This is a genomic window from Tolypothrix sp. FACHB-123, assembly GCF_014697075.1.
Classification (GTDB): Bacteria; Cyanobacteriota; Cyanobacteriia; order Cyanobacteriales; family Nostocaceae; genus Aulosira.
Map to the genome: position 1 here is coordinate 217,809 of NZ_JACJRE010000005.1, position 20,035 is coordinate 237,843.

The following is a 20,035-nucleotide window of genomic DNA, read 5'->3' on the forward strand; positions in this document are numbered from 1 at the left end:
CCCTATTCCTTAATTTTTAAAGGAGATTATTTTATGTCAATGGTTAGTTTACCTGGATTAAAAGATTTAATTGAAAGTATCAGTCGCGAACGTAATTTACCCCGGCTTGCAGTTCAATCAGCAATCAGAGAAGCCTTACTCAAAGGTTACGAACGCTACCGTCGTGCTCAAAATTTAGAGCGCAAACAATTTGATGAAGATTACTTTGATAATTTTGAAGTTGAACTGGATATTGAAGGAGAAGGTTTTCGCGTTCTTTCTACTAAAACTATAGTTGAAGAAGTTAGTAATACCGATCACCAAATATCCTTAGATGAGGTGCAACAAGTAGCACCAGAGGCGCAGTTAGGCGATTCTGTAGTTTTAGATGTCACCCCAGACCAAGGTGAGTTTGGGCGGATGGCGGCGATGCAGACCAAGCAGGTACTGGCGCAAAAACTGCGGGATCAACAGCGCCAGATGGTGCAAGAAGAATTCCAAGATTTAGAAAGTACAGTTTTACAAGCTAGAGTATTGCGCTTTGAGCGTCAATCAGTAATTTTGGCTGTGAGTAGCGGTTTTGGTCAACCGGAAGTAGAAGCAGAATTACCGAAACGCGAACAATTACCTAATGATAATTACCGAGCCAACGCTACGTTTAAGGTATATCTCAAAAAAGTTTCTCAAGGACAGCAGAGAGGCCCGCAATTATTGGTATCGCGTGCTGATGCGGGTTTAGTCGTTTATTTATTCGCTAACGAAGTCCCCGAAATTGAAGATGAAGTCGTGCGAATTGTTGCCGTAGCGCGAGAAGCTAATCCCCCTTCCCGTTACGTAGGCCCTCGGACTAAAATTGCTGTTGATACCCTTGATCGCGATGTCGATCCAGTCGGTGCTTGTATTGGCGCGCGGGGATCGCGGATTCAAGTGGTAGTCAACGAATTACGAGGTGAAAAAATCGATGTCATCCGCTGGTCTCCAGACCCAGCCACCTACATTGCCAATGCTCTTAGTCCAGCAAGGGTGGACGAAGTACGCCTCATGGATCCAGAAACTCGGCAAACACATGTACTAGTAGCTGAAGATCAACTCAGCTTGGCAATTGGTAAAGAAGGGCAAAATGTCCGTTTGGCAGCACGGTTGACTGGTTGGAAAATTGACATCAAAGATAAAGCAAAATACGACCAAGCCGCAGAAGATGCTAAATTTTTGGCATCTCGTGCTAAATATCAAGCAGAACTAGATGAATTAGAGGATGAAGAAGAATTAGATGAACTAGAAGAGTTAGAAAGATTAGAAGAATTAGATGAACTAGAAGATTTAGAAGATGATGAAAATCAGGAAGAATTAGAATTAGAAGATGACTCTTTTGACAAAAATGATGACGAGTAGTTTAGTAAATTTATTGAGTTTTGGTAAGATTTTTTACGGAGAATTTACAAAAATTACCTGAGATTTAGCAACTTGGTCAAAGCAAATAATAGACGGGTAACCCCTATTTTCTAAGCCAAACTGCTAAAGTGAGGTAGCACAAAATTAATGAAACCAAATTATCGGCGATGTATAAGCTGTCGCCGAGTAGCACTAAAAGAAGAGTTTTGGCGGATTGTCCGCGTCTTTGAGTCGAGAACGGTACAATTAGATGAGGGCATGGGGCGTTCTGCCTATATTTGTCCGCAAACCAGCTGCCTGCAAGCGGCTCAGAAAAAAAATCGACTAGGGCGATCGCTACATGCAACAGTGCCAGAAACACTGTATCAAACATTGTGGCAGCGTCTAACCAAAAGCAATCACCATTCATCAAATTCTCTGTAAAGAAATTTGTGGCGGTAATCCCTAGATGATTGTGCCAACAGCCGAATAAAGGCTAGCAACAATAATCTATCTAGAATGCTTGGGTTAGTGCCAAAATAGTAAAGGGGTGTAGTTGAGAAACGGCTCTCATACAATCAAGAGAGGTGGAGCAATACTCCCAACAAGTTTTACTCGATTGTGTTGTGGAAGACTCAGAATCAGCAAAACAAAAAACTACAGAATGGCAACCTGGTAGCGCTCAGGCGCAGTTCGGCATCCAGCATCCTTGTTGGTGGGGATGCCAAGATTAACCCGAGACATCTCTCTTTCCTAATTGGAGGCACCGCAAAAATCTAAACGGCAACCAAAAAACAGTAATCAAAGGATGGAGATGTCACAAACCAGGCAACCATCCGCTAAAACTGTAAATTAAAGGGGAAGAGTGCATGAACAACGGCAAAGTTAGAATCTATGACTTATCAAAGGAATTAAATTTGGATAACAAAGAGCTATTAGCAATATGCGACCAGCTCAACATCGCGGTCAAAAGCCATAGCAGTACAATTTCAGATTCGGAAGCAGAACGTATTCGCTCAGCTGCGGAAAAACTCGCAACTACGAATGGTTCCCCAAAAAAAGAAACAGGTATATCCAATCATCCCAACGGTTCACAAGCTGGTTCAAAAAATCGACCAGCTGCACCTCACAAACAACAAATTTTGGAAATTCGTAAACCCAAAATATTGAGAAATCCTACATCCAACGCCTCAGAGGCGTCAGTTGCTATCAGTAACCAAGTTGCTTCTTCTGAAGCCAATCCTCCCTCAGCCCCCAGGCCTTTCGCTACACCAGTCTCACCCATGCAGCCGACGGCACCAACTAAACCTGTACCCCGGAATGTGTCTGAGACACCACAGCAACCAGCTGTCACAGACGCGGATCACAAGCCTCAGCCTCAGTCTACAGAAAAAATAGCAGCGGAAAAACCGGAAAAACCGGAAAAGCCGACTACATCGCGAGCAAGACCAGAAAAACCCCAAAAACCACAACTGGTAGCCCCGCCAGCAAGACCTTTGGCTGAAGCAGCACCAGCGCTAGAGCCACTCAATCAGGCAGATAAACCGATCCTCAAGCGCGAACGCCAGCAACGACGGGACGACGAACGCGAGCAAATTAAGCCCAAAGCGGCAAAGCCAGCAAGTGACCAATCTCCACAATCACTGCCACAAAAACAGTCTCGTCCGACGCCAGCACCAGTCAAGTCAGAAAACCGAGGCAATCGACCGCCAGCAGCACCAGGACAATTTGGTGATGCACCGCAACGACCAAGCAGACCAGTACGTCCTAGTGAAGCTGTAGCAGCAATGCCAGTGGCTACCCCACCCAGACCGATGCAAGGCGGTGGTGGTAAAGCAGCGGCGATCGCCGATGAAGTAGTCCCACCAGACCTGCTGGACTTGAAACGCCCGACTCCACCACGCCCAGCGAAAGGTGGGAAAAAGTGGCAGGAAGAAGAAATTATTGATGAAATCAAGGAGAAAGCTGGAAAGGCAGGCGTTAAAGGCAAGCGTATCAAGCCCGTCCTCGACGATGACTTTGAGGATGAAGATTTACTGGATGAAGAAGGTCTGGAAATACCAGCTACCATCCAAGTTAGCCTTTCTATTGCTCGTCCTCCCAAACCAAAAGCAGCTCGTCCAACACAGCAACCAGCTGTAGCGATCGCCGGGCCCACAGCCAAAGGAAAAAAACCTCCTGCCAACCGCGAGCAAAATCGCCGCCAAGAAGTAGAAGTCAAGCGCGATCGCCCAGAAAAAGTTATAGTCACCGGGCCCTTGACAGTACAAGAACTGGCAGACCTCTTGGTTGTGGCTGATACAGAGATTGTGAAAATCCTGTTCATGAAAGGCATGGCAGTGAGTATCACCCAAAATCTGGATATTCCCACCATTACTTTGGTAGCCAAAGAGCTAGAAGTAGAAGTGGAAACTGCCGAGCCAGAAGCAGAAGCCCGGAAAGTCACAGAAATGCTGGATGTGGAAGACATGGGAAATCTCCATCGTCGTCCGCCAGTAGTGACAATTATGGGTCACGTAGACCACGGTAAAACTACCCTGCTGGATTCAATTCGCAAAACCAAAGTCGCAGCTGGCGAAGCTGGTGGGATCACCCAGCACATTGGTGCATACCATGTTGATATCGAACATGAAGGTCAGCCACATCAAATCGTCTTCCTAGATACTCCCGGTCACGAAGCCTTTACCGCAATGCGGGCCAGAGGAGCTAGGGTGACAGATATTGCCGTATTGGTAGTAGCGGCTGATGATGGCGTGCGTCCTCAAACTATCGAAGCTATTAGCCATGCTCAAGCTGCCGAAGTGCCAATTGTCGTCGCTATTAACAAGATTGACAAAGAAGGTGCACAACCAGAGCGGGTGAAACAAGAATTGACCAACTACGGTCTCACCGCCGAAGATTGGGGTGGTGAAACAATCATGGTTCCCGTGAGTGCCATCAAGGGCGAAAACCTAGATACACTCTTAGAAATGATTCTGTTGGTAGCAGAAGTCGGCGAACTCTCTGCTAACCCAGATCGTCCTGCCAAAGGCACCGTCATTGAAGCTCATTTGGATAAGGCGAAGGGAGCAGTTGCTACCTTGTTGATCCAAAATGGTACCCTCAAAGTAGGAGATATGTTAGTCGCAGGCTCGGCATTTGGTAAAGTGCGGGCAATGGTAGATGACCGAGGTAAGAGAGTTGAAGCTGGTAGCCCTTCCTTTGCAGTGGAAGTACTGGGTTTAAGCGACGTTCCCGCAGCAGGTGATGAATTTGAGGTCTTCGAGAACGAGAAAGAAGCTCGTACCTTAGCCGGCGATCGCGCCGACAAACAGCGTCAATCACGCTTACTCCAGGGACGCGTTACCTTGACAACCCTATCGGCTCAAGCTCAAGAAGGCGAGTTGAAAGAACTCAACTTGATCCTCAAAGCCGACGTGCAAGGTTCAGTGGAAGCTATTGTGGGATCGCTCAGACAAATCCCGCAAAACGAAGTCCAAATTCGGATGCTGTTAGCTACCGCTGGGGAAATCACCGAAACAGACATCGACTTAGCTGCTGCAAGTAACGCTGTAATTATTGGCTTCAACACCACCTACGCCAGTGGTGCGAGACAAGCCGCCGATGAAGCAGGTGTAGATGTCCGGGAATACAACATCATCTACAAACTCCTAGAAGATATTCAAGGAGCTTTAGAAGGTCTGTTGGAACCAGAATTGGTGGAAGAAGCCTTGGGACAAACCGAAGTCCGCGCCGTCTTCCCAGTTGGTCGTGGCGCTGTGGCTGGTTGTTATGTCCAATCCGGCAAACTCGTCCGCAACTGCAAGCTGCGGGTACGTCGTGGCAGTAAGATAGTTTACGAAGGTGTTCTTGATTCTCTCAAACGGATGAAAGAAGATGCCCGGGAAGTCAATGCCGGTTATGAATGCGGTATTGGCGTTGATAAATTCCATGATTGGGCTGAAGGTGACATCATCGAAGCTTATCAAATGGTTACCAAGCGTCGCACTCTGACTTTGACAAAGTAGTGTTGAGTCCACTAGTGCTGAGTTCTAAGTCAAGTTTTGAGTTTTGAGTTCATCCTCAAAACTCCAACTTCTAACTTACAACTCAGTACTAATAACTCAGAAGGCATGAATTAAACTATGGCCTCATTTCGCTCTGAACCTATTTTGTGGATTCATCTCGCCGGGTTGGCGACACTGCCGATTTTTTTGTTTTTATGTGTGTTGTTCCTATCCATAGGTGAGCCAGTCTTACCCGTATGGATGGAACTCTTTTTAGTAGCGGCTATCGGCGTCCTACCACTGCTGTGGATGCAGTTGAGTCGTCCTTTTTACATATTTGCTATTTTGGGCGTTGCCCTCAAGCCAGAAAATCTGACTGAAGAGCAACGCAAAATGCTTTGTTTAATTAATACAAATTTAAATCGCTTTCTGGCCGTTTTAGCCGCAATATTATTAGTAGGGGTGCTGTGGCAGATATATCAAATTACTCCACTGGTAGCAAACATTGCTAGTTTTCTACCCCAATGGCGGAGTGTGGGATTACTGCTCGCTGCTTTAGCTTTTTTAGCCAGCAATCTGTTTTTGCAAATTCCCGTGAGTGTAGCCAGACTTTTGGTGACGAATGACACAGAATTTGCAGCCATAAAACCATTACCTTTAGAAAAGATTCAGCAGGATTTCACCATCGTAGGGGTACGGGTAAATCAAATATTGCCCCAGTTATTTCACTCCTTATTGGGGATGAAAAAAGGCACAAAAGCACCCCAAGAACACAACCCCGATGAACATTAGGCAGATTTAAACTGTCTCCTGCGGACGGTTGTCTGAAGATGAAAACTGCGATAAATTTTGAACTGAAAATTGAGGAATGAGAAATTATGGCTCAAATTCCAACATCTAGCGATCGCCCATTTACTAATGATAGTGAAATTTGGCACAGCCTCAAATACGCGATCGCCGCTAGTTCTGGCTTCCAACGCTGGCAATTAGAACGTCATGTCCAATTACAAGGACTACATTTAGAACAACAAGTACAGCGCTATTTGCGTGAAACTTTAGAAACACTCGCTTACTAATAATTAATCCCATATTCTCAGTTGGCTAGCAAATAATGAAGTTGACAGTAGCCACTCTTCTTCAGCTTCCACTTCAAATACAGAAGAATTTAAAATTATTTTCTAGAGACTGCCAATACAAAATATATCGTTAATAGGGCGCGTTAATAAAATGTAACGCGCCCTATTGGCTTGAATCATCATCTTTCATCTATTGATTCTGCAAGTTTAATACTTATTTACAAAATAAAAAAAGTTTTTTACTTACGTATTTCAGAATTTAGCTGATCATTCGCTAACAATCCGGTATAGTTTTGCATGGGTTTGGTAGCTAGATAGCTGCTACCTATAACCTTGTTTAAGGTAACCTAATTCAGCACTTCACAGACTTAAAAAATGAAATATCGGGGTTTTGAAATTTTTTCCGCCAAGTATCTTCGCTATGTTTTTGGCAGTAGTCTCACATCTCATCTACCATTGCGAGCCGGATTGACTACTGTATTCGTTGTTTCCACTGGTTTAACACTATTACCTAATGTGGTAAATGCCGATTCCAGCCAGCACAAAGCGATCGCTCCCACTCTCACAGCCCAAGCTCCCGCCACTGCAACTGTAATTTACGTGAACCCTAGCACTGGTGCAGATACAGCTGGTGCTGGAACCCAAACTGCGCCTTTCAAAACTATTACCTTTGCGCTGAGTCAAGCCCAAGCAGGGACAGTCATTCAACTGGCTCCGGGAACTTATAATCAGCAAAGTGGAGAAACTTTCCCTTTATTAACGAAATCAGGAGTAACGCTGCGCGGTGATGAAGCCAGCAAAGGGCAGACAGTAGTCATTACAGGTGGCGGCTTCTATACCAGTCGCACCTTTGCCAGACAGGATATTACAATTCTGGCTGAAAATAATACAACGATCGCAGGTTTAACTGTTACCAATCCCAATACACGGGGTACAGCTGTGTGGGTAGAGTCCACTAACCCAACGATCGCAAATAACACTTTTACTAAAAGTGTTAGAGACGGAGTGTTTGTGACAGGTACAGGAAATCCGAAAATCGAAAACAATATCTTTGTGCAGAACACGGGTAATGGGGTTTCCGTAACTAGATCTGCCCAAGGTGAAATTCGCAATAATTTATTTCAGGATACTGGTTTTGGGATTGCGATCGGTGGAGCTTCGACTCCTTTAGTTGTAGAAAACCAAATTATCCAAAACCAAGATGGTCTTTTTATCTCTGAAACTGCTAAACCTGTCCTCCGTAAGAATATCATTCAGAACAATAAACGGGATGGAGTAATAGCGACTATTGATGCCTTACCAGACTTAGGTACTACTGAAAATCCCGGTGGTAATCTTATCCGAAATAACACTCGTTATGATGTTTACAATGCCACCAAAACTAATAGGATTCTCGCCATTGGTAATGATATCGATCAAAAGCGCATCTCTGGTTTAGTAGATTTTCAGCCCGCCGATGTTGGTGGTGCTACTGCCTTTAATGATGTGCCAACAGGTTACTGGGCTAAGGCTTATATCGAAGCCTTATCGGCGCAAAAAATTATTGCTGGTTTTCCTGACGGCACCTTTAAACCGAACGATCCCGTAACCCGCGCTCAATTCGCTGCCATTATTACCAAAGCTTTCACACCGCCAACCAAACGCCCAGCCATTCAATTTAAGGATGTCAAAAGCGATTTTTGGGCTTTTGCAGCAATTCAATCTGCTTACCAAAGTCAGTTTGTTTCTGGTTACCCTGATGGTACATTTAAACCACAGCAACAAATTCCCAGAGTACAAGCTTTAGTAGCTTTAGCTAGTGGTCTAAATTTAACGGCTGACAATCAAAATATCCTCAGCTTTTACACTGACGCTGCCCAAATTCCCAAATATGCCCTAAATCAAATTGCGGCGGCGACAGCAAGGCAATTAGTGATTAACTATCCTACAGTTAAGCAACTTAATCCTAATCGCGATGCAACCAGAGCGGAAGTTGCAGCCTTTGTCTATCAAGCACTAGTCAATGCTGGACGTGCGCCAGCCATTCCATCAGCTTATTTAGTTACAGCTCAGTAAGCAGTAGTTACGACTATTGTCCACATCTCAAAAACCGGAAATTAGAGAGGGCAATAGTCTGAAAAATTCTCAACATCAATAAGGAGAGGTAAGCTAAATTTACCTCTCCCTCTACTATTTGAGCGTTTTGATCGTTCTCAAATTAGAGTTCATCCTCTAATTTGAGTTGCTGTGAGAAAATTAAGCCTCCAATCTCTTACCTCAAGAGGGATTAGACGAACACAAACTGAGTTGTGTTGGTGAGGTTCAATTGGCCAAAAGCAGCACCTACGGTAACGCCTTGAACAAGAGCAATTAGATCATCATCTGTAGTACTGGCGGTTGAATTTCTGTCATAAATACCCACACCTGTGAATCCTCCCACAACCAGACTACTTACTAACCGATAGTCAGCAGCTGTACCTCTGAGCTGGATTCTATCTACTTCAGTTGCTGGTTCCCCAACAAAATCAATCAAATCAAAATCAGTAATGCGAGCAAAATCAGCATTACCAGCAGAGTCATAGAGAACAGAGCCAGATATACCGCCAGTACCCAGTACGAAGGTATCTCGATCGAACAAACTACCACTGGTTAAGACATCGATTTGACCGTCTCCACCACCAGTTAAGATGTCATTACCGGTGCCGCCAATAAGTGAGTCGTTACCTGTACCACCGTTAATGATGTCGTTACCAGCACCGCCATTAATCGTATCGTTGCCAGCATTACCATTGAGGACGTTATTTGCGCTGGAGCCAATGATTGTCTCGCCACCTTGGCTACCTTCCACATTCTCAAAGTTGAGAATAGTTTCCGTATTTCCACCAGTAACGCTAGTTAACCCTGTTGCCAAGTTGATTGTGACTCCAGACGCAAAGCTCACACCAGAGTAATCAATGGTATCGATACCGTCGCCACCGTTGTGAACATCAAAGCTAACAGCATCATCATCAATTACGCGATCGCTACCGGCTCCGCCATTTACAGTATCTCTACCAGTACCACCGTTGAGGATATCGTTACCTGCACCACCGTTAATGATGTCGTTACCAGCACCGCCATTAATCGTATCGTTGCCAGCATTACCATTGAGGACGTTATTTAGACTAGAGCCGATGATTGTTTCAGCACCTTGGCTACCTTCCACATTCTCGAAGTTGAGAATAGTTTCCGTATTTCCACCAGCAACGCTAGTTAACCCTGTTGCCAAGTTAATTGTGACTGTGCCACCAAAGCTCACACTAGAGTAATCAATGGTATCGATACCGTCGCCACCGTTGTGAACATCAAAGCTAACAGCATCATCATCAATTACGCGATCGTTGCCGGCTCCGCCATTTACAGTATCTCTACCAGTACCACCGTTGAGGATATCGTTACCTGTACCACCGTTAATGATGTCGTTACCAGCACCGCCATTAATCGTATCGTTGCCAGCATTACCATTAAGGACGTTATTCACACTGGAGCCAACGATTGTTTCAGCACCTTGGCTACCTTCCACATTCTCAAAGTTGAGAATAGTTTCCGTATTTCCACCAGCAACGCTAGTTAACCCTGTTGCCAAGTTAATTGTGACTGTACCACCAAAGCTCACACTAGAGTAATCAATGGTATCGATACCGTCGCCACCGTTGTGAACATCAAAGCTAACAGCATCATCATCAATTACGCGATCGTTGCCGGCTCCGCCATTTACCCTATCTCTACCCGTTCCACCGTTGAGGGTGTCGTTAGTGCCACGAGCAGTAATAGTGTCGTTAGCGCCAAAGCCGTTAATGATATCAGGTTGATCTATCAATGTGGGAAATAAAGGATCAAATACACCTACCAAGTTATTGGGGTTGTTGTTACCGTTAATAGTTGCCATAATGAGTATTTCCTTCAATGAAAGGATAAATACACTAACTCGTTACTTGCTGATGAAGAAACGAGGTGTATCACTGAGAAAGTTTAACTTTCAGTGTTTTTACTCTATTAGGCAAAAGAGTAGTATGTGTAGTACCCCGAAGGGTACCTTTTTATGGAAACCTATAAGTTTTGGATACAGGACTAATTATTTATCATTCGTACAACATAAAGCGCCAAGCTAACAAATTGTTAGTCTTGGCGCTTTAAAAATCGCTAATTTTATTAAATCGGTACTCATCAGGGTCTCATACTACAACGAGAGAAACCAGCGCAACGTAGTGGCTCCCTAATGCCCCATGCCCAATGCCCAATGCCCTATTGTAAAATCTGTGATAAAGCAGCCCGTAAATTCGGATATTGATACTCAAAGCCAGCTGCCATAGTGCGCTTAGGGAGAACTTCTTGCCCTTCTAACACTACTTTTGCCCCGTCTCCCAATAGGGCTTCTAGGGCAAAACTGGGAACAGGTAACCAGGAAGGGCGATTCATAATTTGCCCCATAGTTTGGCTTAAATCTGTCATGCGGACAGGCTGAGGAGCAGTAGCATTATATACACCTTTTAAATCTGAATTTGTTAAAGCTTGCACAATGAGATTAACTAAATCGTCTAAGTGAATCCAAGAGAACCACTGCCTACCGCTACCAATGGGGCCACCAGCAAATAGTTTGAAAGGAGTAATCATTTTCGCTAAAGCGCCACCCATTCCCAAGACAATACCTAAACGCAGAATTACTAATCGCACCCCAGCATCTTTAACTTTATTTGCTTCTGCTTCCCAAGCTTGACAAACTTCAGCCAAAAAATCATTTCCCGATTGGCTGGTTTCATCAAAAGTAGCAGTTTCACTAGTACCGTAGAAGCCGATAGCTGAAGCATTAACTAACACCTTTGGTTGAGGGTTCGCCTTCACTATTGCTTCCACAATTGTCTGTGTACCTAGTTTGCGGCTATTGAGAATTTTCTGCTTGTGTTCTGTTGTCCAGCGTTCCTCAGCAATCGGTTCACCAGCAAGGTTAACAACACCATCACAGCCAGCAATGGTATCTTGCCAAGAACCTGATGCAATAGGTTGATAAACAACTATTTCCAAATTAGGAAAAGCTTGAGCGGGAAAAAGCTTTTGGGCAAAGCTAGCATTACGTGTTAAGACCAATACTCTATGACCTTCCTGATGCAGCCGTTGTACTAAACGACTTCCCACAAATCCTGTTGCTCCAGTAATTGCTACTTTCATCATGCACTCCTTTCCCAAACTCTTATTTTAGAGTTTTTTATCAAGTTTTCTGCTTTTAGCCCCTGCCTTTTTGGGTAAAAGAGATTTGACTTTAGAGTTTCCACTGGAATTGTTTAATGAATTTATAAAGACTTGCGGTTTACATACTTCGGTATTATAGGATGGACGGAGTGTTGCAAGGCGTGGGGCTATTATGGCTCGCTATACCTGTTCATTTATTGTTTCTGTGCCGATTGAGCATCTTCAGCCTTTGCTTGTAGATCTGCTACAAGACTTGGAATTAGATGTTCAATACTACAATGCCGATTACATTATGGCGCGTGAGATTCCCGGTACTGTTCCTTATTCCAAGCTAGTTAAGGTAGAAGTATTGATTGATAAATCCACAGCGACGGAAACAGAAACTAGGTTGAGTATTGTGGTTAAAAATGAGGAATTGCCACTCCAACTTGATAATCACTGCCGACAAGTATTTGAATATGTGAAACAGGCGATTGAACACAGTCGCCATTGGCATCTCATTGAAAGTCTGGCAGGGTAACTTTTGCTGTTAGTTGTTTAGGCGTCCGTTGCAGCTAGCTTCATCCCAAAGCTAGCTTAAGCAACTAGCCAAAACCCTACAGGAATTCAAAATTCAAAATTTGAAATTCAAAAAGCCTAACATAGTAAGGTTTTAGGAACCCTGACTCTGGATTTTGATATTGCTTAAGCAAGAAACTGGAAATTAATCATATGGGGGTGATTAAATTTCCTCGATATCGTCAGTCATTCCAGGATTGATGAGTGTAATATCATACTCACTGGCATCTGTCTGTCCAGATCGCTGAGAGTTGCGTAGCAAGTAATAAATAGCACGTACCTGAGGTCCGAAAATAATTTCGTCTTCATTTTTCAGATCGTGGGATGGGATCTTGCGTCCGTTAATCATCAGACCGTTAGAACTGAGCTTACCTTTAGCATCACCATCTACTATTCGGTAATAGAAGCTTTGACTATTGTGTTCTCTTGGTAATCTCACTAATGTTGCATGGCGACGAGAGACAAACTGCGACACCAAGCGGATATTGCAATCACGGTCTCTACCGATGGAGTAGACGGGGTTTTCCAGCGTAAATTCCTTACGACCTTGATCGTCTTCAATAATCAGAAGATGACTTTCATTGGTTTCTGCTGCCATTGATGCATCGTTGCTAACATCGGTTGAACTGTGACTTACCAAGAATTGTTTAATATAGTTTCCTGCCATTCTCACTTATTACAGGCTATGGTACTGCTTTAATCAGCATTAAATTCGGATGCTGTCTGTTAAAAAGTAGAATTTGACGGTTCTACTCTTGTTAGTTTAACTTTAGTCAGATTCTCAACAGGCTTCAATAGATGCTTAACTCCTGATTATGATTTTAGTTTGCCCAATCAGCATAGAAGCGAAAGTTGAGAATATTCTCTGATATAGAGAATTTTACGGTCGATGAGCTAAACGCCGTAATAAGACTGAGTTACTAACAACACTAACTGAGCTAAAGGCCATTAATGCGGCGGCACCAGATGGGCTAAGTATAAAACCCAAACTAGGTAACAAAACACCTGCTGCTAAGGGAATACCAATTGTATTATATGCAAAAGCCCAGAATAAATTCTGGCGAATTTTGTTGAAGGTAGAACGACTGAGGTAAATAGATTCTACAACATCGCTTAAGCGATCGCGCATTAAAACAATCGTGGCAGTTTCCATTGCCACATCTGTACCGGAGTATAAAGCAATTCCCACATCAGCTTGGGATAAAGCTGGTGCATCATTAATTCCATCCCCAACCATTGCGACAACTGATGCAGATTGAGTTTGTAATTCTTGAATGGCGGCGGCTTTTTTACTGGGGGGAACGCCAGCCAGAATATCAGCACTATCTAATCCTAACTGTTTACCGATCGCCCTGGCAGCTTCTAGGCGATCGCCACTGAGCAACATTACTCGCAAACCCATCTTTCGTAATTGGTCTACTGTGGCTTTCGCATCTGGTCTCAGGGTATCGCTAACGGCAATAATTCCGGCTAAAGTTCCGCCCACCGCTACACAGACAACTGTTTTCCCTTCTGTAGCCAACTGCTGACTCAACTGTTGTGCAGCATCGCTAATGACAATTCCGTGCCAACTTAACCATTCCCAATTACCTAGGAGTACTGTTTTACCTGCAACTACAGCCGATACCCCAAGTCCTGGTTCGGTATGAAAATCTTTGGCTTCCGGGATCGCTAATTGTTGATGTTGGGCTGCTTGCTGAATCGCTTTCGCTAGGGGATGATATGTGCCGCTTTCTACCGCTGCTGCTAATTTCAGCAGAGATTCGCAAGATTCTGCCTCAATTGGCAGACAATCAGTAACAGTAGGATTACCACTAGTTAAAGTGCCAGTTTTATCAAATACCACTGTATTTAACTGGTGTACCCGTTCTAAAACATCGCCGCCTTTAATTAATAAACCCCGTTCTGCACCTAAGCCAGTACCCACAAGAATCGCTGTAGGTGTCGCTAACCCCAAAGCGCAGGGACAAGCAACGACCATAACTGCGATCGCTAATTTTAAACTGATCAACAGTGGTGGATAGTGAATCGGCGCTGAGGTGTGATGAGTAGCTGGCAGGTGAGTCATTTCCATGCTGCTAGACATGGTAATCTCTGGCCAAATATGGGTACCCCAGAAGAACCAAAAGATAAAAGTTAATAAAGCTGCTGTTAATACCCCATAGGTAAAGTAACCAGCAACGGTATCTGCTAATTTTTGTACCGGGGCTTTCCGGGTTTGAGCATCTTCTACCAGAGCGACAATATGCGCTAAAGTTGTATCGCTACCAGTACGAGTTGCTTGGATAGCGATCGCACCTGATTGATTCAGCGTCCCTGCTGTTACCACGTCTCCTGGTTGCTTAATTACGGGTACAGCTTCCCCCGTCAGCATCGACTCATCCACCGTGGTTTGTCCGCAGCGCACTTCACCATCAACGGGGATTTTATCACCAGGCAGAATTTGTAACCATTCGCCCACGCGCACCTGTTCGGCGGGAATTTCCACACTAGCTGACACAATTACCTGATCTGATTCTTGGGCAATTTTCTCTGGATTCGCAATTAACCGTGCAACTTGCGGCTGTAGTGCTAATAATTGTCTAAATGCGGCGGCGGCTTTACCTCTAGCTTGTTGTTCTAACGTTCTTCCCAGGAGAATAAACCCCAGCATCATCACCGGTTCATCAAAGAAGCACTCCCAACCCATTTGCGGGAAAAGTAGCGCCACCAAACTAGCCGTATAGGCTGTTAAAGTTCCCAACCCCACCAAGGTATTCATATTTGGCGCATTGCGTCGCCAACCTAGCCAACCATCAACTAAAATCGGGCGACCGGGAAATAATATGGTTAAGGTTGCCAGTCCACAATGTAACCAGATGTTATTTAATAATGGCAATGTCAAGCCTGCCATACTACTAATATGTCCAATTCCCGACAAAATTAGCAGTATCCCTGCAACCAGTAATTGTCGCAGAGAAGATTGCATTTCGCGCTGCTGTCGTACTTGTGGGTCTTTTCGCGAAGATATAGACCCAGCGGCTGTGCGCGGTTGGCTGGGGAAGCCATTGGCGCTTAAATGCTGTGCCAGTTGTTCGGCATTAAGCGTGCCAAGTTCTGCTTCTACTACTGCTACCTCTGTCGCCAAGTTCACACAAGCACTCTTGACTCCTGGCTGTTGGGTTAGCTGCGTTTCTACTGCTTTCACACATCCAGCACACTTCATACCCCCAACATCCAGAATAATTTTCTCTGTCATGGGGATTGGTTCTAGCTGGAGTTGAGTTTCCGGAACAAGTTGCATGGCAAGGTTTAGTTAGATTCGCTTCAAATCGGACGCCGTAATCAAAGCGCCCTAATTTCAGGGTAGGCGAAATCTGCAACTAAGACTGCACGTCAAATACATTAACGACGACTCCAGCGCGGCTGAGAAACGTAAATTAATGCTCCCAGCTGAAGCGGTAGAATAGCTATCAGGCTTTTTAAAAAATAATTAATTTCTAAACTAGACATAGCGCTGAAATATCCTATACCTAGTAGTAAAAATAAGACTAAGGTGAGCTTGTGACGTTTGAGAGTTAGCATATCAGTAATTCGTAATTAGCTTTTCTGTGGCTGTTCAGACCTAGTCACCGCTTTAATTGATAGTAGAAATAAGTAGAAATAGAAATTTTAAAACCACCCTTGCTTATTGATACAGTAGGTATCTACAAATTCTTTTGGGTCTTTATTTAAGTAAATCATGCCTTCAATTAAACCTACGAGTTGCATAATTAAAAATGTAAATCCGTAGGTAAAGGTTCCGCCGACAATCGAAATTACCAGCATGATAAAGCCTTCGGGAGAATATCCTAAAATAAATTTATGGACACCAAACCCACCAAAAATAATTCCACAGTAGCCAGCCATAAGTTGTTTATTTTTTTGGCTGGAGTTTAGATTTGCCATATGAATTATTGCTCCTGGATGAATTAGGTGTAATTTTTAATGATTATTTCAGAAAAAAGTAAATATATTTACTTACTCAACATATTTTTACTTTCTCAAAGAAAAAGCGCTTTCTCTAAGAAATAGACATCAGCAAAAGTCCACGATTTTCGAGGAATCGCTGACAAAATTACAGTAATGAGGTTATTTGTTATCGACTGTAACGAGAGAATGAGCCGCCGATCGCTGTTCAGATACTATGGCTATTAATCTCAGCATCTAGGCTTTGGAGATTACTAAGTGAAACCTTTCTCTTGAGGAGAATTCACTCTGCATAATCAGCAAATACTCTTATGCTGGAATAACCCTTTCTACAAGTCCATGAGTTTTATGTCCGGACTTTTTTGGATATAGCGACAATGATAATTGACATGTTTTTTGAACAGTACCAGTGTAGGCATTGTTCTCAAGCTGAGAAACGGATTATGGATGGTCGCTACTCAACTTCAAAACAGTAGCATTTTCATCAATTGCATCAATGGTAGCTATTTACTTTCCCAATTATTTCTGCTGAGAAAAGCTGGAGAAAGTAATTTATATCCTCACAAAGGTAAATATTACTGAGACCAGATGAAAAGTTCATTGAGATTTAGCTATCTATGACTCAGTGTTGCTGAGTGATTTGTATCACTAGCAATCTGGAATTTATAGTTAGCATTAACTCATGCTTATTTTTATGTTTAATCAGTAAATTGTTGCCATATATTATGCCATATATGCAGATGAAAGCAAATATTCTAATTATATGGCAACAGTAATATTACGGAAAATTAATTGCCGCTGCCCAGAATGAATAAACTCAGTAGAGTACCGCTATTCCACAGACTGTGTAATAGCATGGGAGCAAGCAAGTTACGCGATCGCGTATAGACCACTCCTAACACGATCCCCAGGGCGGTCAGGGGTAAAATTTCTGACAAACTTAAATGAGCAGCTGCAAATAACAGGCTACTGATGAGAATTGCTGCCCAAACAGGTAAGTAACGGGTGAGAGAGGGCAACAAAAAGCCGCGAAAGAGAACTTCTTCAAACAGTGGTGCGGCGATCGCAGCTGTGACATAGAACAGTCCCAAGGCTACAGAATCTTGGCTTTCCAGCGCCAGTTGCAATAAAGGATTACTACCACCTTGTCCTTGCCATAGTTGTTGATTAATCAAAGACACCACCACAACTATTGGTAAAGCGGCGCAATAACCACCTAATCCCCACAAAAACCACTTACCCCGGAAATTAAAATTAAACCAAAATTCTGGTAAGGGAAAAAAGCGCTTGATTGATAAATACAATACTAATAGCGCTCCTAAAGCTACCAACACATAACGCACCAAAACCGAAAAAGCCTGAAAGCGGACATTATCGCTAGCTATTTGCATGGGAAGCAGCGAGAATAGCAAGGGTATAAACAACTGTCCCATCAAGAAAAAGCCGATTACAAAGACCTGTAAAATTGTTTCGCCACCCCAAGGTGTTGACCAAGCTACATCAGCATTTTGAGCTAGTAAGGCGGCTTTACCTTTTACCAAGCGCTGGGCTAACACAGTAATTAGCAGTACAAAACCAACCAAAGCTGTCAAGGTAGGGAAAATCCCGATCGCAGCTAATTTCAATACAGCTTGAGTAGCCGCTTGTTGTTGTGCAGCTTGAACGGCTGACAGTGCTTCTGAGCGTTGCTGAAGTTGGTATATTTGTACCAGTGCCGTTGAACGAAACCAACCATCTAAATTTTTTTGGATCAGTTGTTGCGCATTAGGGAGCAGGCGGGGAGGATTGCTCCACAAACCAATCAACACCGCCGATGTTTCCGCAAACTCTGGACTAATTTCGGAACGTTGCTGCAAATCACTCCAACTCGACAGTGCTAGATCAGTTTTGCCTTGCGCTGCTTGTAAAATTCCCCAGCGTAAATCTAATTCAGCCAAAAATTTTTGCATCTGGTTGAGGGACTGCTGTAACTGCTGTTGCTGAGGATTAGCAGGACTTTCTAACGGACGAGTTTCTGGTAAAGGTTTAGCTGGTGGGGAAGCGTTAATTGATTGAGAACGCAGTTTTGCCAATTGATTTTTGGCTTTGTCCAAATTGGTTTGCACAGATTTCCGTGCTTGTTGATATTGGTTGGCAGCATTTTCCAGAGGTTTATCGCCAAGTATGGCATCCCTAACCAGCTGAAAATTCTCCTCTGTACTATCTTCTGGTTCCCAAGCTTGGGCTTGTAGCGCCAAATTTGTTTGATAAAGTTCTAGGCGACTTTGAAACTGAGGTTCCTGCCAACTGCTAAATAAAGACAAGCCGGACAAGACTAACGATATCAGCGTCAGCCCAATTAAACCCAACCGTTTGATGCTCATCTATACTTCCCTTGATTAACCAGTGTAGAAGCTCATGCCCCTTGGGAATTATCGCAAGAAACAGCAGGCGGTGGATCGATTTGGGGATCGGGAATTTACACCGATTTCCAAAAAGTAGACGAATTTCTGCTTCGGTTCATCAATTTTTGCTGAGTTTGGTCTTTTCAGCAGTATTTACCCGGATTTGAAATAGCTTTATTAAAAATTCTTACTTAAGTAATATATATAAAGATTGTATAAAAGCAACATATTCAAAAACTAGTAATGGTAACGTGTAAAATACATTGCTAAATCTCCTAAAGCAAGACTACACAAAGAAATTAAATTATACGGTCGGAGTAAATATTAGAAATGGTAAGGTCGCTTTTTTTACACAAAGAGTGGTATTTACGCTACAGAAAAAACCGATGCTGGCCAAAAATTGGGGTAATTATTGGCAAAATAGGATTGGTAGCTTTATCTGACCTGATTTTCTTAGCTACAATTACAGGCGATCGCGCTTTTGCAACGAAGATAAGTCTGACTAATCCCAGCGAGTCAATTTGCATCAAAGGTAAGGATGCTTGCATCAAAAAGATTGGTAGCGAAATTCTCAAAGATTTTGATGAAGTAAATACCTTTTTGCAGATTGAACCCTTAAGCTACGCTGCAACCAGACAAGGCTACAACACAGATTCTTTTGTAGTTAAGTTAGATGCTCGCAAAAAATTGCCAATATCTCATTCATTGAAGTTGGATGATGTACCCATAGTCACCATAGGCGGTACAGAGTATCGGGAATTTATCTTAACAATCAACGAGATAGATCAAACCAATGCAAATAAAGACTCAGCAAAGATAGTCTTAGAAAAGTTAGAACTTTTTTTGGGTAATTCTCCTGATTTGACTAATTATCCCAACTTCAAGGGTCGTGCTACCAAAACATTCGATCTCCAACCAAATACAGTTGTGCTGGAAGATATCAACTATGAAAATGGTAGTCACGATTATTTTGTATATATAAATAACAATTTGTTTGCAAATACAAACAAAGATGCCAAGGATCGCCAATATATTTATTTATTCTCTCAATTCCGCGATGCTAAAGGTGGAGCGCAGTCCTGGTCTGTGAGAAAGTTAAAAAGAGCCAGTTTAGTACCCGCCGCACTCGCCGGAGGTGGGGCAGGGGGAGGGGAAATATTAGGTGGTATGATTCCCTTCGCCGGACTTTTATCGCTGTTTGGTGGTGGGGGAGGTGGCGGCCGTGGTAACGCTGCCAACCTAGGTAACAATCAGAGTGGAAATAACATCAGAAGAGAAATCCCAGTTGTACCGTTACCACCAGCAAAAGGGAGAAACCCAGCTACAGAAGTACCGGAACCATCCACTGTGCTAGCTTCTTTAATTGGAATTGGTTTACTCGCTAAAGGCAGGTCTAAATTCCGTTACCAGAAGGTTAAGCAAGATAATTAGGAATATTTTCAGCAGGGAAGTAGGGCATAAGAAAAGGGGGAAAAACAATTCAAAATTCAAAATTAAGAATTCTATTTGACTTTTTCCCAATGCCCAA

16 protein-coding genes are annotated in these 20,035 nt (G+C 43.4%); 9 read left to right on the plus strand and 7 right to left on the minus strand.

Annotated features, from left to right (window positions below):
• Nucleotides 1-33 precede the first annotated feature (33 nt).
• The 7 genes from nusA to H6G41_RS05795 all read left to right on the plus strand — a co-directional run bounded on the left by nusA (nucleotide 34) and on the right by H6G41_RS05795 (nucleotide 8,467).
• Entirely contained in the window at nucleotides 34-1,371 is a 1,338-nt protein-coding gene (gene nusA / locus H6G41_RS05765) for a transcription termination factor NusA (protein WP_190744458.1), read from the plus strand.
• 147 nt (nucleotides 1,372-1,518) lie between these two features.
• Nucleotides 1,519-1,794: a YlxR family protein gene (locus tag H6G41_RS05770; RefSeq protein ID WP_190744460.1), complete on the plus strand. Its 276-nt coding sequence runs from the start codon at nucleotides 1,519-1,521 to the stop codon at nucleotides 1,792-1,794.
• Between the two features lie 143 nt (nucleotides 1,795-1,937).
• Nucleotides 1,938-2,084, plus strand: a complete 147-nt coding sequence (locus H6G41_RS05775; RefSeq protein ID WP_190744524.1) for a hypothetical protein — start codon at nucleotides 1,938-1,940, stop codon at nucleotides 2,082-2,084.
• A gap of 135 nt (nucleotides 2,085-2,219) precedes the next feature.
• On the plus strand, nucleotides 2,220-5,357 hold the full coding sequence (gene infB, locus H6G41_RS05780; RefSeq protein WP_190744462.1) for a translation initiation factor IF-2: 3,138 nt from the start codon (nucleotides 2,220-2,222) through the stop codon (nucleotides 5,355-5,357).
• 117 nt (nucleotides 5,358-5,474) lie between these two features.
• Nucleotides 5,475-6,128: a low-complexity tail membrane protein gene (locus H6G41_RS05785; protein ID WP_190744464.1), complete on the plus strand. Its 654-nt coding sequence runs from the start codon at nucleotides 5,475-5,477 to the stop codon at nucleotides 6,126-6,128.
• Between the two features lie 86 nt (nucleotides 6,129-6,214).
• Nucleotides 6,215-6,412 (plus strand): hypothetical protein, encoded by a 198-nt coding sequence (locus H6G41_RS05790; protein ID WP_190744466.1) that lies wholly within the window; start codon nucleotides 6,215-6,217, stop codon nucleotides 6,410-6,412.
• A gap of 375 nt (nucleotides 6,413-6,787) precedes the next feature.
• Nucleotides 6,788-8,467, plus strand: coding sequence for a DUF1565 domain-containing protein (locus H6G41_RS05795; protein WP_190744468.1), 1,680 nt, complete (start codon nucleotides 6,788-6,790; stop codon nucleotides 8,465-8,467).
• Nucleotides 8,468-8,678: 211 nt separating this feature from the next.
• On the opposite strand, the gene H6G41_RS05800 is transcribed toward H6G41_RS05795, so the two are convergent.
• Together H6G41_RS05800 and H6G41_RS05805 are read right to left on the minus strand one after the other, a co-directional pair.
• On the minus strand, nucleotides 8,679-10,319 hold the full coding sequence (locus H6G41_RS05800) for a calcium-binding protein (protein ID WP_190744470.1): 1,641 nt from the start codon (nucleotides 10,317-10,319) through the stop codon (nucleotides 8,679-8,681).
• Nucleotides 10,320-10,675: 356 nt separating this feature from the next.
• Nucleotides 10,676-11,596 (minus strand): TIGR01777 family oxidoreductase, encoded by a 921-nt coding sequence (locus tag H6G41_RS05805; protein ID WP_190744519.1) that lies wholly within the window; start codon nucleotides 11,594-11,596, stop codon nucleotides 10,676-10,678.
• A 193-nt stretch (nucleotides 11,597-11,789) separates the two neighbouring features.
• Between H6G41_RS05805 and H6G41_RS05810 the strand changes: the two genes are divergently transcribed.
• Nucleotides 11,790-12,137 (plus strand): hypothetical protein, encoded by a 348-nt coding sequence (locus H6G41_RS05810; RefSeq protein ID WP_190744471.1) that lies wholly within the window; start codon nucleotides 11,790-11,792, stop codon nucleotides 12,135-12,137.
• Nucleotides 12,138-12,338: 201 nt separating this feature from the next.
• Here the strand turns inward: H6G41_RS05810 and H6G41_RS05815 are convergent, their stop codons facing one another.
• The 5 genes from H6G41_RS05815 to H6G41_RS05835 form a co-directional block, all read right to left on the minus strand.
• Nucleotides 12,339-12,842 (minus strand): FHA domain-containing protein, encoded by a 504-nt coding sequence (locus H6G41_RS05815; protein WP_190744473.1) that lies wholly within the window; start codon nucleotides 12,840-12,842, stop codon nucleotides 12,339-12,341.
• A 213-nt stretch (nucleotides 12,843-13,055) separates the two neighbouring features.
• Nucleotides 13,056-15,458, minus strand: a complete 2,403-nt coding sequence (locus H6G41_RS05820) for a cation-translocating P-type ATPase (RefSeq protein WP_190744475.1) — start codon at nucleotides 15,456-15,458, stop codon at nucleotides 13,056-13,058.
• 101 nt (nucleotides 15,459-15,559) lie between these two features.
• On the minus strand, nucleotides 15,560-15,739 hold the full coding sequence (locus tag H6G41_RS05825; protein ID WP_190744477.1) for a hypothetical protein: 180 nt from the start codon (nucleotides 15,737-15,739) through the stop codon (nucleotides 15,560-15,562).
• Between the two features lie 87 nt (nucleotides 15,740-15,826).
• Nucleotides 15,827-16,102 carry a TM2 domain-containing protein gene (locus H6G41_RS05830; protein ID WP_190744479.1) on the minus strand — a complete coding sequence of 92 codons (276 nt, stop codon included), beginning with the start codon at nucleotides 16,100-16,102 and terminating at the stop codon, nucleotides 15,827-15,829.
• A gap of 809 nt (nucleotides 16,103-16,911) precedes the next feature.
• Nucleotides 16,912-18,486 (minus strand): CPBP family intramembrane glutamic endopeptidase, encoded by a 1,575-nt coding sequence (locus H6G41_RS05835; RefSeq protein ID WP_190744480.1) that lies wholly within the window; start codon nucleotides 18,484-18,486, stop codon nucleotides 16,912-16,914.
• 351 nt (nucleotides 18,487-18,837) lie between these two features.
• On the opposite strand from H6G41_RS05835, the gene H6G41_RS05840 reads away from it, so the two are divergent.
• Nucleotides 18,838-19,938 carry a PEP-CTERM sorting domain-containing protein gene (locus H6G41_RS05840; protein WP_190744481.1) on the plus strand — a complete coding sequence of 367 codons (1,101 nt, stop codon included), beginning with the start codon at nucleotides 18,838-18,840 and terminating at the stop codon, nucleotides 19,936-19,938.
• Nucleotides 19,939-20,035 lie beyond the last annotated feature (97 nt).